At 64.7% G+C, this 14990-nt stretch carries 10 protein-coding genes; 3 read left to right on the top strand and 7 right to left on the bottom strand.

Going from position 1 to position 14990, the window contains the following annotated elements; genetic code table 11:
• The first annotated feature begins 20 nt into the window (after positions 1-20).
• Positions 21-971 (top strand): DMT family transporter, encoded by a 951-nt coding sequence (locus ACN50D_RS24955; RefSeq protein WP_003943901.1) that lies wholly within the window; start codon positions 21-23, stop codon positions 969-971.
• Here the strand turns inward: ACN50D_RS24955 and ACN50D_RS24950 are convergent.
• From ACN50D_RS24950 to ACN50D_RS24940, 3 genes are all read right to left on the bottom strand, one after another.
• Positions 968-4270 (bottom strand): arabinosyltransferase domain-containing protein, encoded by a 3303-nt coding sequence (locus ACN50D_RS24950; protein ID WP_058038047.1) that lies wholly within the window; start codon positions 4268-4270, stop codon positions 968-970. The genes ACN50D_RS24955 and ACN50D_RS24950 overlap by 4 nt on opposite strands.
• A 73-nt stretch (positions 4271-4343) precedes the next feature.
• Positions 4344-7598, bottom strand: a complete 3255-nt coding sequence (locus ACN50D_RS24945) for an arabinosyltransferase domain-containing protein (RefSeq protein ID WP_212633872.1) — start codon at positions 7596-7598, stop codon at positions 4344-4346.
• 82 nt (positions 7599-7680) lie between these two features.
• Positions 7681-7950, bottom strand: a complete 270-nt coding sequence (locus ACN50D_RS24940) for a helix-turn-helix domain-containing protein (RefSeq protein WP_003943854.1) — start codon at positions 7948-7950, stop codon at positions 7681-7683.
• Between the two features lie 49 nt (positions 7951-7999).
• Between ACN50D_RS24940 and map the strand changes: the two genes are divergently transcribed.
• Positions 8000-8764, top strand: coding sequence for a type I methionyl aminopeptidase (gene map, locus ACN50D_RS24935; RefSeq protein WP_212633827.1), 765 nt, complete (start codon positions 8000-8002; stop codon positions 8762-8764).
• A 9-nt stretch (positions 8765-8773) separates the two neighbouring features.
• Here the strand turns inward: map and ACN50D_RS24930 are convergent, their stop codons facing one another.
• Positions 8774-10606, bottom strand: a complete 1833-nt coding sequence (locus ACN50D_RS24930; protein WP_149357860.1) for a glycosyl transferase — start codon at positions 10604-10606, stop codon at positions 8774-8776.
• Between the two features lie 335 nt (positions 10607-10941).
• On the opposite strand from ACN50D_RS24930, the gene ACN50D_RS24925 reads away from it, so the two are divergent.
• Positions 10942-11613, top strand: a complete 672-nt coding sequence (locus tag ACN50D_RS24925; RefSeq protein WP_003943954.1) for an MspA family porin — start codon at positions 10942-10944, stop codon at positions 11611-11613.
• Positions 11614-11634: 21 nt separating this feature from the next.
• On the opposite strand, the gene ACN50D_RS24920 is transcribed toward ACN50D_RS24925, so the two are convergent.
• The 3 genes from ACN50D_RS24920 to ACN50D_RS24910 all read right to left on the bottom strand — a co-directional run bounded on the left by ACN50D_RS24920 (position 11635) and on the right by ACN50D_RS24910 (position 14902).
• Positions 11635-12267, bottom strand: coding sequence for a hypothetical protein (locus ACN50D_RS24920; RefSeq protein WP_231915915.1), 633 nt, complete (start codon positions 12265-12267; stop codon positions 11635-11637).
• Positions 12268-12366: 99 nt separating this feature from the next.
• A complete protein-coding gene (locus ACN50D_RS24915) occupies positions 12367-12975 on the bottom strand; it encodes a TetR/AcrR family transcriptional regulator (protein WP_003943927.1) in 609 nt (202 codons plus the stop codon).
• 73 nt (positions 12976-13048) lie between these two features.
• Entirely contained in the window at positions 13049-14902 is a 1854-nt protein-coding gene (locus ACN50D_RS24910) for a galactan 5-O-arabinofuranosyltransferase (RefSeq protein WP_054188738.1), read from the bottom strand.
• Positions 14903-14990: the final 88 nt, after the last annotated feature.

The raw sequence follows: 14990 nt of genomic DNA, 5'->3' as shown, positions 1-14990 counted from the left end.
AGCGGCAGGAACATTGTCGAGTGACCACACTGACCTCCGCGACCGCGCAGACACCGACACCCACCCGAACTCCTCGGGGGCGCATCGACCCTCGATTGCTCGTCGTCGGAGGCGCAGCCGCGATCTCGATCAGTTCGCTCCTCATCAAGTTGGCTGATGTCGGGCCCTCGACGGCCGTCTTCTTCCGTTGCTTCCTGGCCCTGCCGCCGCTGTTGTGGTTGGCGTGGCGGGAGTACCGCCGGGTGGGCAAGCCGAGCCGGCGGGCAGTCGTTCTGCAGGTGCTCGGCGGTCTGCTGCTCGGACTGGATTTCGCGTTGTGGTCGCAGTCGATTCTGATGATCGGCGCGGGGATGGCGAGCGTCGTCGTGAACGTGCAGGTGGTCGTGGTGCCCGCACTGTCCTGGTTGGTATTCGGCAATCGGGTGCCGATGCGGTTCGTCTTCGCCCTGCCGTTCATGTTCACGGGAATCGCCTTGGCGGGCGGCGTGTTCGGGGGCGGGGGAACCGGCGACGACTTGCTGTGGGGAACGGCGCTCTCGCTCGTCTCCGGAATCGCCTACGGCGGCTACATCTTCGTGGTCGGCCGGACGGGCGAGGCGGATCGGGCCGCGAGCCAGGTGCTGATCTCGACGACGTCCGCGGGCATCGCCGGGTCCGTCATCGGATCACTGTGGGGCCGGATCGATTTCGTCCCGGGCTGGGAAGCGTTCGGCTGGCTCGCGGCACTGGCACTGGTCGGCCAGGTGTTCGGCTGGATGCTGATGGGGCACTCGCTCCCTCGGCTTCCCGCCGAGGTGGGCGCGACGCTCCTGCTCATGCAACCGGTACTCGCCGTACTGCTGGCAGTTGTGCTGCTCGGCGAACGGCCAGGCGTTGGGCAACTACTCGGGTGCGTCGTCGTTGTCGGAGCGGTCTCGGCCGTCTCCGTACGTCGCACCCGAGCAGTCACCCGAGTAGGTAGCGCAGGCTAATGCACCCGCATCTCGCCGGGCATCCACATGCCCGAGCGGGTTGCGGTGCCCGTCTCCACCTCTGCCGGAACCGCATTGGGGAAGTACCGGTCGTAGCGCTCGAGTGATCCCCAGTCCCGCGCCCAGTCGTCCTTCAGGTACGTCGGAACCGTCGTCGCACCGGCAAGAACCTCGGTGAATCCGAGCGGGCCACCGTTGTCCGCGGACTGCCAGGTGTCGGTGGAACTGACCGCAAGAGGACGGTCCGGGAGGATGCGGAAGTTCGGCATCTCGGCCACGCCGTTCTGATGTGTGAACGGACGTTGGCACGGGAACTGAAGGCCGACAGCCCAGTCCAGAAGCACCGGCTGCTCGTTGCCGATGTACGAGTTCAGGGACTCGAGCTTGGGCACGCGCGGCGGCGTGAATGCCATCCACTGATCGCCCGTGAGATTGGGATCGAACGCGACCACCCGAACGGCGTCGGCGTCCGGCGCGAGTTCGTCGATCGGGATGCGGACGTTGCGCCACGACGGCGCGGGTCCGATGTCTCGCGGCATGTACGAACCCTGAACCTGCACGGTTCCGTCGGGCTGAGTCCTGCCGTACTCGACCAGCAGTGACTGGCCGTACGTGATCGCACCGGTGTTGTCGACGGACCACACACGCCCGGCGACGGACATGACCACCAGCGGTGATTCTTCACTGCGAGTGGGCAATCCGTACCAACTCGAGATGAGGGAAGCAGGTTCCTGCACGCCGGGCTGGTAGCTGCCCATGACCGGTGTCTTCGACGGATCGAGGCCGAAGGGGAGCTTGGCCGTGCTGCCGTTGACGCCGACGTTGCCGGTGCCGCCGCTGGTTCCGGCACCGGAACCGGTGGCGAAGGTGGGACCGACACTCTGGCTGTCGGTATTGCCCATGCCCTGCTTGACTTCGATGTAATCCGCAGTCAGATCGCTGGGAACCCCATTGGGGGAGAAGCCCTTCGAATCAACTCCCGACAACGGATCCTCGGCGTTGAATCCGGGAGCGGTCAGAGGCCGCAGATTCCCGGAATTGACGTCGGTCTCGACCAGAACGTCCTCGGCCATGCCGCAGGTCTTGCCCGCGAGTGCCTCGATGTTGCTTCGGCCCAGCGAGTACGCCGGGTACTGCGACACTGCACCCTTGAGTAGCGAGAGCACCTCGAACAGGACCATCAGACCGGCAATCACGGTGAGGGGAGCGGCCGCGAACTTGCGAATTCGTCTGCCCTTGGCCGTGTTCGGCTTCTCGGGCGGGGCGGCAAATCCCTCACGCAGGTACTGCCAGGCGGCAAAGGCCAAGGCGAGAGCAAAGAGCGCGAGGAACAGGGTGTTGGATTCACGGCCGTCGTAGGAGATGGTCTTGTCGAACCACGGCACGCCGTAACTCGAGACGTACCAATAGCCGTTGATGCCGGCGAACGTCAACGCGAGCATCAGGAGCAGTCCGGCCACGAACACCGATCGGTTACGACGCGAGCGCAGGGCGGACGCGGACACGGCCACGGCGGTCAGCGCGGCGAGAGAACCGGCGATGCCCGCGTACGCACCGAAGTGGTGAGTCCACTTGGTGGGGTTGAACATCATCAGGAACATCGTGCCGAAGACGACGCCGACCAGGCGCCACGACGGACCGGTTGCCGCGCCGGGGACGCGGCCGCGGCGCAACAACACGAAGAGCGTCGTGAAGAGGCACAGGATCATCGTCAAGAACGCGAAGCGTCGGGCAACCGAGCCGTCGACTGTCTGGACGAAGAGGTAGTAGTAGCGCAGGAAGTCCTGGTACCACTCGAGATTGGGGCCGATGATCGTTCGGACGCGCGTGGCTTCCATGACACCGGCAAAGGTCTGGTCGGCGAAGATGACCACCAGCACGATGGTTCCGGCAGCGGCGATCGGAGCGAGAAGCGGCAGTGTGCCGACCAGTCGGTGACGTTTGACGACGATGCGTACCAACGGGCGCACACCGGCGAGAAGGGCTGCGATACACATCAATCCGGTGGGTGCGGCGGCAAGAGTGAAGGCGCCGATCAAGATTGCCGTGGCCGCGGGCAGCAGACGTCCGGTGGCGATGGCGCGCTCGATGGAGCACCAGGTGAGCAGTGCGCCGAGAGCCACGATGGGTTCGGGGCGAAGACCGTTGTTGTACGCCAGCCAGAAGGACAGGAACACCAGCCCGCCGGTCCAGAGGGCGACGTTGCTCCGGCGAACCGCCCGGCCGAGACGCGGGACGACCTCGCGGCTGATGACCATCCAGCACAGGATTCCGGCGAGCAGAGCGGGCAGACGCATGAACGGGCTCGCGGTCGAGATCTTCGCCATCACGGCCAGCACTTCGTAATACCAACCGAACGGGGCCTCGGGAACGCCGAACCAACGGAAGTAGTTGGCCATGTATCCCGCGTCCGGTGAGACTCGAGCCATGGTCAGGAGGTAACCGTCGTCGGCGGTGTTCGCGCCGATGAAGTGCCACACGACGAGCGTGCCGACCACCACTCCGTCGATACCGGAGAACTTCCACCAGCGTGCGGGCAGGAAGCGTCGGTGCTTGCGGCCGTCGGTGCCGTCGAGGCGAGCCAGGGCGACCAGCGCGACGATGGTCGAGAGGACGGCCACGATCATCGCGACCAGCTTCAAGACGCTCGGGCTCGACGAGAAACGTGAGTCGATCGTCATCGAGAAGCCGAGGCCCTCGGGGGCAGCGCCGTCGGGCAGGTCGCTGAAGACGCCGACCACCTGCGGGCGGAAGTCACCGTCGAGTTGGCCACGAATCGGGTTGCCGTCGGGATAGGTCAGTCCGACGAACTCTGCCGTGGTTCGGTTGACGTCAGAGCTGAACGCGATGGCGCCACAGCGACTGGACTCGACGTCCTCGCGTGCCGCCGAAGCGACGACGACGTTGCGATCGAGCACGTCGACGCTGGTAGCGGACACGCGGACGAACATCGACGAGAGCGCGGCGCCGTCGCCCTGAGCAGGTGCCGTCGACAGCAAGATGCCGCCGCCCTCGGGCAGCGAGCTGACCGCGGTGCAGGGGATCGACGCGTTGACGTCGATGGGAACCTGCGCCATCAGCGGTGCCTCGACGTCGCCGATCACGCCGTTCTGCGGCCAGTTGACCGAAGCCGTCGTCTGCACGACGGGAAGCAGCGGAGTTGCCAGTGCGAGCACGAAGCCGAGCAAGCCGGCGATGATCGCGACCCATCGCGTGCGATGGAAACGCTCGCGGGCATCCTGACCAGCAGGAGGCGGCGAACTCGAAGTCTGAGGTGAAGCTGTCACGGCGTCGGGCACGGCTACCGATGGTATGTCAGGGCTGAGCGTGGACCTACCGTGCCTGGGTGGTTGGTAGGTCCACGCGTAACAGTTACGACTGGTAACGAATCGGGCCCGGTGTCCAGGTGCCCGATCGGGTCTCGGTGGTGACGTTCATTTGCGCGGGAACCGCGTCCGAATCGAGCGGTGTGTACTGCTCGAGCGATCCCCAGTCACGATCCCAGTCGTTGTCCAGATAGGTCGGCAATGCCCTGGCCGAGAGCAGTTCGGTAGTCCAGCCGAGCGGTCCGCCGCCGTAGTGGTCCTGCCAGGCGTTGGTGGACTCCGCGCCGATGCGGTCGGGCAGGATGCGCCAGTCGGGGATCTCGGCGACGCCGTACAGGTGATCCACCGGACGTTGGCACGGGAAGGCCAGACCGACAGCCCAGTCCATCAGCACGGGATCGGTGGATCCGACGACGTCCTGCAGCGTGCGCATGATCGGCACTCGTGGCGGTGTGACCGCCAGCCACTGGTCGGCGCTGATGTCGGTGTCACTGGCCACCAGACGCACGGTGTCGGCGTCGGCGGGCAGCTGATCCATCGGAACGCGCAGGTTGCGCCACGACGGCGACGGGCCGATGTCGATCGGATCGACTCGTCCCAGCGCGTCGACGCTTCCGTCGGCCTGCTTCTTGCCGTACTCGACCTGCAGCACTGCGCCGGGGGTGACGATGCCGTCGGAGTTGACGTAGCGGATTCGTCCGGCGGCCGCGACGGTGAGGAGCGGCGCGGCGTCGTTGCGCTCGGGCAGTGAGTACCAACCGGTGGTCAGTGACGCGTTCTGAGGTGCTCCGTAACTACCGAGCACCGGGGTTTTTGCGGGGTCGAGCCCGAACGGGAGCGCGACGTTGCTGCCGTTGACGCCGGCCGTCGACTGCGAGCCACCGGCGGTGCCGGATCCGGTTCCCGGCGTGGTGGTGCCGGACTGCGAGGTCGAGGTGTCGAGGCTGTTTGCACTGCCTGCTGTCGAGTCCTCGGCGTCGGCCGTGAGGTCGCCTGCAACCCCGTCCGGCGAGAACCCGGTTGATTCGCTCGCACCGAATGCACCTGCGCCGGCGAGATCGGTGGGCCGATCCGTCAATTGCAGAACGCCGGCGTTCGGATCGGACTCGACGAGTACCTCACCCGCGAGACCGCAGCTTCCGCCGAAGACGGATTCGATGTTGGACTTGCCGATCGAATACGCGGGGTACTGCGCGACCGCGCCCTTGAGCAGGGACAGCACCTCGAACAGCACGACCGCTCCGGCCGCGATGGTCAACGGTGACGGGGCGAGAAGGCGGAGTCGCCTGGTCTTCTTGACGCTGTCCTCTGTGCCGTTTCGCCGGCGCGGCTCCATGACGTGGTACCACGCGGCCAGCAGCAGCGCGAGAATCGTGAGGCCGAGGAAGGCCGTCGAGAATCCCTTGCCGGCGATTGACGGCGGCTTGTCCCACCACGGGACGCCGTAACTCGAGACGTACCACCAGCCGTTGGAGCTCGTGAACGCCACAGCGAGGATGAACAGGATGCCCGCGGCGAACAGCGCGCGGTTTCGTTTGGAACGCATGCTCGACGCACTCACACCGACGGCGGCAAGGACGGCCACCGTGGCGGCCAGACCGGCGTACACACCGAAGTGGTGGGTCCACTTGGTGGGGGTGAACTGCATCAGGAGCAGCGACGCGAACACGATGCCGAGGATTCGGCGCGAGGGCCCGATCGCGGTGCCGGGGATCCGGCCCTTGCGCAGGATCATCATGACGCAGAAGACGAGTCCGACGATCATGACGAACATGCCGAAGCGGCGGGCCAGTGAGCCGTCGGGGGAGATGGTCATCAGTGCGTCCCAACGCAACCGTTCCTCGAACCACGGAACGTTCGGCCCGACGGCCGTTCGCACTCTGGTCGATTCGAGAACTGTCGCGAGGGTTTGATCTGCGAAGACCGCGACGAGCACCACGGTTCCGGCGGCGAGAATCGGCATGATCTGGGACAGGAAGCCGACGCGTTTGCCGCGGGCGATCAGGATCTGCAGGATCGGCCGGGCACCGGCGATCAACGCGCCGATCGCGATCAGCCCGGAAGGCCCGGCGGCCAACGAGAATGCGGCGATCAGCACGGCCATCGCGGCGGGCAACAGACGTCCGGTGGCGATGGCGCGCTCGATGGAGCACCACGTGAGCAGAGCGCCCAGGGCGATGATGGGCTCGGGACGCAGGCCGTTGTTGTACGGCAACCAGAAGGCCAGGAACACGAGCCCGCCCGTCCAGATGGCAACCTTGTTGCGGCGCACCGCAACACCGAGTCGCGGTATCACCTCGCGGCTGATGACCATCCAGCACAGAATGCCGGCGATCAACGCGGGCAGGCGCATCCACATGCTCGCGGTGCTGACCTTCGCGAACAGCGCCAGCACGTCGTAGTACCAACCGAACGGCGCTTCGGGGACGCCGAACCAGCGGAAGTAGTTGGCCATGTACCCGGAGTGCTCCGAGACTCGGGCCATGCCGAGCAGGTAACCGTCGTCGGAAGTGTTGGCGCCGAAGACATGCCACAGCGCCAGCGTGCCGATAACCAGGGCGTCGATGCCGGTGAACTTCCACCATCGCGCCGGCAGGAACCGCCGTGCACGACGGCCGTCGACGCCGTCGATCCGGTGCAGTGCGTACAGCGAGACGATGGTCGAGAGTGCCGCGACGATCATCGCGAACAGTTTGAGAAGTGTGGGGCTGGACGAGAACCGGGAGTCGACGTCCATGTGGGCGGACAGTCCGGCGGGCGCTGCGCCCTGCAAGTCGGTGAAGATGCCGACAACCTGTGGGCGGTAGTCACCGGTCAGGGTGGTGCCGACGCCGTCGATACCGGTGACCGCCGCGACGGTCTGCTCGGAGTTGGTCGTGATGGTGATCGCCGTGCACCCGCTCAGTTGATCGAGCGGGGTCGAGATCAATACCGAATCGCGGGTGAGTGCTTCGAGGCGGTCGGCAGTGGTGCGGACGGTGAGGCCGCGGGCGTTTCGGTCCGGCGCCCCGTTCGGCATGGTCGAGAGCAGTGTGCCGCCGCTGCCGCCCAACTGGCCGAGGGTGGAACACGGGATGGTGATGTCGAGCGATGTGGGCGAGTAGGAGATCAGCGGCGACGAAACGCTGTTGACGGTCCCACCCTGCGGCCAGTCGATGCTCGCGGCTTCCTGCTTGACGGGCAGGAAGGGCGTAGCGAGTGCAAGAAGCAGGCCAAGAAGGCCGGTGACTATCGCGATGAGTCGTGCCGTCCGGACTCTCTGGGAATCCGATTCTCGGGGAGCTTCGGGGCCAGTGGGCACGGGTTTCGGGGGCACTACTACTTCAGACGGCACAAGGAACGATGTTAGGCGAGTGCGGGCCCGCACATCCTGAGAGAACTACTCAGGATGCAACTTCCTGTTCGGATTGTGGTGTTTCAAGTGTTCGGGCGATGGTGTCGAGTGAAATACCCAACACTTCCGCGACCGCGCTGATGGTGAAGAAGGCGGGTGTCGCGATGCGGCCGGTTTCGATCTTGCGCAGAGTTTCGACCGAGATGCCGGCGTCGAGCGCTACCTGAACCATGCTTCGGTCCCCCCGCGCCGATCGCAGGAGTTCACCCAGTCGTAGTCCTCGTTCGAGTTCTTCCGCCGTCAGCGGCACGCGCACCATGTGCTTATAGTAATACCGGTATAGTTATTCGACAAGGAAGGTGTTCGAAATGGTCGAAATCAAGACCGCAGGGGAAATCGACGCGATGGCGGCGGCGGGGAGAATCACCGCGCAGGCGCTGGCTGCGGCGCGTGAGGCGGCGAGCGTCGGAGTGACGTTGCTCGAATTGGACGCCGTTGCCGCGGAGGTCATTTCGGCTGCCGGCGCCTCGGCGCTGTTCTTGAATTATCGGCCGGCGACGGCGCCGATACCCTTTCCCGGTGTGGCCTGCATCAGCGTGAACGATGCTGTGGTGCACGGTATCCCGAATGAGTACCGGCTTCGCGACGGTGACCTGGTCAGCATCGACTGCGGCGCGAGACTCGACGGTTGGTGTGGTGACTCCGCCATCAGCTTCACTGTCGGGCGGGGGAGTAGTGAGGATCAGGCACTGATCGACGCGACCGATGAGGCACTTGCCCGTGGCATTGCCGCTGCCCAGCCCGGAAACCGATTGGGCGACATCGGTGCCGCGATCGGACAGTACGCGCGTGGCCGCGGGTACGGCATGCTGGCCGATCACGGTGGGCACGGCATCGGTCGCGAGATGCACGAAGGCCCGGACGTGCCCAACGAAGGTCGAGCAGGCAAAGGCTTCCGGCTGCGTCCCGGCCTGGTCATCGCCATCGAACCGATGCTCATCGCCGACGGAACCGACGACTACCGGCACGACGCCGACGGGTGGACCCTTCGCACCGTTTCGGGCGCCCGGGCTGCGCACAGTGAACACACTGTCGCGATCACCGAAGACGGTCCGGTGATCATGACCCGCTGATCAACCCGTTCAACTCTGGTTGGAGGTCTTGCCGCTCACGAGGTCTCGTACGTCCCACACCCACACGTCGTCGACGCGCTTGGCGTCGAAGCCGACCAGCTCGTCGACCGTGTGGCGCAGGGCGTCGTCGCCGGAGAATCGGGGAAGCACCAGTACGTCGGCGTGCCAGTACCGCAGGTCGGTCAGTGCGTTCGCTCTGGTGCCCACGTCGATCAACGGGACCTTGCCGGTTTGTTTGGCATTGACCAGCAGGGTCGAGGTGGGCCGGGACTCGGCGCCGTAGATTCCGGCGCGGGTCTTCGAATCCGGGCCGACGAAGTACCCGCCGGCGATGGGGAAGCCGAAGTCGGCGTCGACCTGCCAGCTCAGTGCGCGGGCGTCTTCGGCGCTCGCGACAGGGACCGTCACCAGGGTGCCGTCGCTGACGTAGTTCTCCCACGAGCCGCTGGTGATGAATTCGGGCGTCGCAGATCGCTGATCGGCGTCGATGGGGGTCGGGATCAGGGGAATCATCGCGACGGCGAGAGCCACCAGCCAGACACCGGCTGCCGTGCGGCGCGGTCCACGAAGTTCGACAAAAGCGCGGTACGTGCCGAGGGTGAGCAGCAGCCCGATCGCCGGAATCGCGCCCATCGCGAATCGGGATTCGAGCACCGATTCGAACAACGGCAGGTCGGCGAGGAGTTTCCACGGCAGGGTGATGCCGGTCTTGTCACCGTCGATGGTCAGTTCGGAACCGAGTGAGAGCACACCCATGACCACGATCACCGCGGCAGCCGCGCGGGTCAGGCGGATGCGCCACAACCACACTGTTGCACCGAGAAGCAGGAGCACCAGCGGCCATCCGAAGTACGCGTTCTCCTCGGTCGGGTTCATTCGGAACTCCGCGCCCTCGGGGTCGCCCGCAACCGATTCGGTCGGGAACGTGGTGAGTGCAGCGGTGTCGTTGCCGGCCTGACCGTGTGAGACGCCGTCGTAGCTCGCTGGGCCGAAGAACTGCGACCACAGCGGCACCGCGGTGATCAGGAGTGTGACCGCGCCGCCGATCACGAGGCCGGGCATCGCGCGCTTGATCGCCTGGCGCGACTTGGCCAGGTCGGGCAGTGCATAGGCGGCGCCGAACACCATGGCTGACATCGTGAAGATGAGGAGCGGTTCTTCGCCGAGGAAGATCTGCCAGGCGACGAGTAGGCCGAGGACGACACCGTCGCGAACCGGACGCTTGCCGTTCGAAATGCGCACTACCTGCAAGAATATGAACGGAAGTACGAAGAACGCGACGAAGTTCGGGTGGCCGTTGGCATGCGAGATCATGGCGGGCGCAAATCCGCAGAAGCCCGCTCCGACGGCGGCGGCGACCTTGGAGCGGACGGAGACGCCGGTCAGCACGTGCCGCGAGAATGCCCAGTACCAAGCGATGGCGGTGCCGCCGAGGCCGGCGGTCAGTCCGATCGCATACGTGGCTGTCGGTCCGAAGATCAGCGTGATCGGGGCCAACGGGATGCTGATGCCGAACATCGCGGTATTGGCCATCAGGTTCACGCCGAGTGGGTAATTCTGCAGGTCACTGAACAGTGGGCTGCGGAACTGGGCGAGGGCGTGAGCGGTATCGGCGAAGAACCATTCCCACATGGCCTGGTCGCGGCCCGCGTTGAACAGATAGCCGGACTGCAGATCGCTCCACAGGTTCGACATCACGTAGATCGCCGCAACGGTGAACGTCGCCATGATCGCGAGGTCGACAAGACGCCCGCGCTGGACGACCGAGCGCCGCACTGCTGAACGGACTCGCCCTGGACGTGCTTCTTCGAGCAGTTGGACGTCGGGCAAGGTCTCGGTCATGCAGTCGGTGCCTTTCGGTTCTGGCGCCCATCCCTGAAGTGGCAGTTCTCAGAAGTTCGGGGTGGCCTATTTAGGTCTCGATTCGATAACTTCCACTGTCAGAGTAACGAACAAAACGGTTCGCGTCCGCGAGCGGGCGCACTCAGCGGGACAAACCGGTCCGCCCGACTTGTCCGGAAAGTAATGTTTTCGTGCATCGTTTGACGGGTTCGTGACCGGGGTATCGCAACAAGGATCTTGCTCGCGTTTGTTCAGGCAGCCCCGACGAATCCCATCCTCGACGAAGAGTTGGAACCTACGTCCGGGGCCTATACCGGATGGGATGGTGCTTGTGCATGTCGAAGACAGCAGTTCGCAGTAGCGCAGTGGGGGCAGTGGCCCTGTTGGCCGTTGTCCTGGGGGGTGGGACGGCGTCGGCAGGCGTCGACAACACCAGTTCGATCACCGACGTCAAAGGAAATCGGATAGAAGTCTTCCAGGCTGATACCGCTATCCACGTCTTTCCACCTCTCGACAGCTCACCGCTGAGTGTCGAGTTCTTCCACGACGGGGTTGCCGGCGTGAAGATCGACGGCCCGGATGCAGCAAGTTTCACCGGAACGAAGCTGACGATCGGCTATCAGATCGGTTACCCGATCGCGCTGACCGGCGCGACGGTCGTTCTCAACAGTCCTGGTCTCGACTGGGCAGTCGAGAGCGGAACGAACCTCGGGATCGGTCTGGTTCCGGATTTCGAACTGGGCCTGGATATTTCCAATGGGTTCGTCATCGGCGGCGACATCATTCCGTCGCAGGAACTGGACGTCGACCTGGCGCCGGGCGGTATCACCGACGTCGCGCTGCTCGAAGATCAGGAGTTCGACGGTCCCGAAGCCGCTGTCCGTCTGTCCGGAGTTCACGGTTATGTACAGGGAGCAATCGGTCCGGTGACCATCAGGCCGTACGCGAAGGCTGTCACGTCGAATGGCGATACCGTCGTCACTTACGGTGTACCGCAGAGGCTTTAGCGAAAGCGGATGCTCCCGCCGTCACGCTGCAACAGCGTGATGGTGGGAGTTTTCCGCGTTCCGTGTGGTCGAATCGGCGCCACGAATCGGCGAAGCGTCCGCCCAGTGGGCACTACGGGAAACACTGACGAGTTTCGCGACCAACCGTGCCGCGATCCACACGAGGTACACGGCGGTGATCAGAAGCAGAAGTGCCCAGTCGTGCGCGAAGAATCCGACTATCCCGCCGATCGTGAACGCGAGGGCGACGAAGACGACCCGTCCGCCCACGTCGGTCTCGACCAGATATTCGGGTTCGATCGGATCGTCGGGTTCACTCGATTCATCGACGTCCTCGGATGACTCGGCCCTGGACTTCTGGTGGTGTTCGGTGGGGATCTCGAGTAGCTCGCCCCATTCGAGCACCGCAACGGTGTGCGCGGTGTCGGTCGGGATCGCGCGGTAGTCGCGGGACTCGGACACGTCGATGAGAGCCCTTGCCAGAGTGAGTACTTCGATGCGATTGCGAATCGCGACGCTCAACACTTCATGGAAAGCCTGTTCGCGCCCGAACGGTTTGCCGCGCGCAATGACCAGAACATGCTCTGCGGAATCGAGAACTGCACGATGCGGTACAAGCTCGCGGCTTTGCGCAACGAGTTCGCTCACTGTCATCACCTACCCCGCCGGTGGTTGATGCGGCCGTTTGCTCGACTGCGCTTGGAGGGGCTGAGTACCCCGGCAGTTTCGGAAACAAACTCGCCGGACAGCGTGTCAGATTTGCGCAGCCGGGGCCGAGAGTGCTCCGAGGCAACTTTCGATCAGGTCGGCAACGATCACGTGAGCACGTTCTCGGCTGTCGACGCGGCCTTCCCACGTGGCAAAAGTGACGACGGTGAGCACGGTCAGAGTTCCCGCCCGAAGTTCGGCGATCTCTGCCGGTAAGGAGGACGCAGCAACGATCCGCCGCTGAACTTCGCGGAAACTCTCGGCCTGCATGTGGTCACGGATGGTCGACGACATCGCCGGGTCGAAGATCGACTGCACCAGGAACCGTGCGTACAACGTGCCCTCACGGTAGATGGTCTGTTCCGCCAACGGCAGGACGAGAGCCTCGACGAGGGCACGCATCGTCGGTGGATTCGCGTCGAGATCGATCGTGTCGAGCAACTCACGACGACGCTCACCGGCAGGTCGCATTCTGGACTCGACGACGGCCGCCAGCAAACCTTCACGTGACCCGAAGTGATACTGCGCAGCCGATTTGTTGGCCTGCCCGGCTTCGGTCTGAACATCACGAAGAGTCAGAGCGGCCAGACCTCGCTCGGCAACCAGACGCTCGGCTGCATCGATCATCGCCGCTCGGGCATCGGTTCGGGGCACGGTATGAAGCTAGGGGTGCGTCGGGGTCGCGTCAACGACCTCGACGGTAAGCCTTTTGTGACGTATCTCCTGGTTAGATTGCGTCAGAGCGGGTAACGACCACAAACGGCCCCTGCTCGGTCACGGTGAAACGAGGATCGTCGAACAGTTCCTTGGGGAACGTGACCGTGTAGCGGCGGACGTTCGGGTCGTTGGGGTAGACGTCCTCTGCCAACCGCAGCGTGTACCCGTCGGCGCCCTGGCGGAAGACGAAGGCGTCGGGGCTGCGCCACGGCGCCGAGTCCAGCGCAGCTATCAGTTCGTCAGGCGTCTTCAGTTCCGACCACTGCTCGATCAGCGCAGCGCGCGCACGGAAATCGGCGAGCGGGTTCGCGTAGTGCGACGTCAGTCCTTGAAAGCCGAAGTACGGGTAGAAGCTGAGGAAGCCGATGTCGGCAGTGAGGACCACCGTGTCATGGGGTTCGCGTCCCAACTGCTCGCGAATGATCCGGTCGATGTCGGCGTAATTGGCTTCGGCACCCGGGGGTCGCTTGTCCCCGCGCTCGCCGTTGCCGTCGGTATCGCTGTATGCCACAGCGATATCCGGCGCCAGCACCTGCGGGATGTTCTGCGCGAAGGCGATGGCTCCGATGACACCGAGTGCAACCAGTACCGCTTTGACGCGAGGATTTTCGCTGGTGGCCAGCACGATCCAACCGGCGAACTCGAAGAAACCGAACACACCGGCGGCGGCAAGGAGTCCGATCAGGACCGGCTCCAGTCGGAAACCGAGGAGCGTACTGCCGGCGACGGTGAACGTCATGGACAGCAATGCCCACAGGTACACGGCAATGACACCGATACCGAGTGCTCGGGCGCGGCGGGAGAACAGGAACCGCGAAATCAGCCAGATCGTGCCGAGTAGGCACAGTCCGCCGACGAGGGTGAAGCTCAGCATCGGGAAGGGCAGCACCGCACCGGAATCGGGGAGGTAGTGCATTGCGGTGCCGGACTCTGCGGTGGCACCGGAGAGTGCCTTCAGCAGGTACGGCGTCCAGACGGTCAGAGCCACCAGGCCGGAGATCACCGCGATCACGGCGAGCCTGACGAGGGGTCCCAGTGCGGCTTTCCACGTGTTCTGGGCGCGTGCGGCAAGTACTGCGGCAACCAAGGCCATCAGAGTCACTGCGAACGCGGCGAATCCGAGATAGAGCGTGTAGACCGTTGCGGCGAGACCGAGGAACAGGCCCGTCCCGAGTATTGCGCCGGCTCCGGCAAATCGAGATGCCCCCGGCCGGTCCAATGCGCCCCACGCGAGGATCAGCACCGGCGGGATCAGGAGGTTGATGACGGCGCCGTACGCCTCGGGGGAGTTGTACGCCAACACGACGGCAGTGACGGCCAATGCCGCGACGACGGCCCAATCGCGTCGAATCAGCTTGGTCCACAACACGAGTGCAACGACGGCGACGACAGCCAACGAGCCGATCGCGTAGGGCTTGAAGGCTTCCCAGCCGTCCATTCCCAGCAGGTTCGCGACGCGTCCACCGATCCAGAACCAGCCGGCCGGGTAGAACGGCGGCAGATCCACGTACGTCATGTCCTGCAGCGCAGCAGAATCCGTCAGCCGGGTCAGGTACTCGGTCCGGAACTGCTGATCGACCGAGACGCCGTGCAGATACAGACTCGTCGCGGCCAGGGGAAGTCCGAGCGTCGTGGTGACGAAGCCGGAGAGCCCGGCCCACGAGAGGAGTTTTGCGACCCGCTCGGCCTTGCGGGCGCGGAACATCAGAACCGCAACACCGACCACTGCGATGCAGAGCACCTGCAGCACCGTCGTGACTGCCTGCGTGACATTGGAAGAGGTGAACGCCGGCCACTGCACTCGGCCGAAAGCAAAGAGCCCGACAGCGGCTACAACAGCGGCGACCAGCGCTCCGAGGGCCATTTCCACCACCGTCGCCGCGGCATTACGCCACGGCGACGGGGTCGAAAGGTCTGTACTCGGAGCAGTTGTTGTTTCTGGCACGGGAGGA

Origin of the sequence: Rhodococcus sp. SB1D, from assembly GCF_048573875.1 — a bacterium.
In the GTDB taxonomy this organism is placed as follows: Bacteria; Actinomycetota; Actinomycetes; order Mycobacteriales; family Mycobacteriaceae; genus Rhodococcus_F; species Rhodococcus_F qingshengii.
This window is presented reverse-complemented; position numbering and strand designations above follow the sequence as displayed.

Bases quoted from the DNA above. Each gene is read 5' to 3' on its own strand.
- ACN50D_RS24925 (WP_003943954.1), top strand. From the start codon at position 10,942: ATGTCGAAGACAGCAGTTCGCAGTAGCGCAGTGGGGGCAGTGGCCCTG.
- ACN50D_RS24940 (WP_003943854.1), bottom strand. From the start codon at position 7,950: ATGGTGCGCGTGCCGCTGACGGCGGAAGAACTCGAACGAGGACTACGA.
- ACN50D_RS24920 (WP_231915915.1), bottom strand. From the start codon at position 12,267: ATGACAGTGAGCGAACTCGTTGCGCAAAGCCGCGAGCTTGTACCGCAT.
- ACN50D_RS24910 (WP_054188738.1), bottom strand. From the start codon at position 14,902: ATGGCCCTCGGAGCGCTGGTCGCCGCTGTTGTAGCCGCTGTCGGGCTC.
- map (WP_212633827.1), top strand. From the start codon at position 8,000: ATGGTCGAAATCAAGACCGCAGGGGAAATCGACGCGATGGCGGCGGCG.
- ACN50D_RS24930 (WP_149357860.1), bottom strand. From the start codon at position 10,606: ATGACCGAGACCTTGCCCGACGTCCAACTGCTCGAAGAAGCACGTCCA.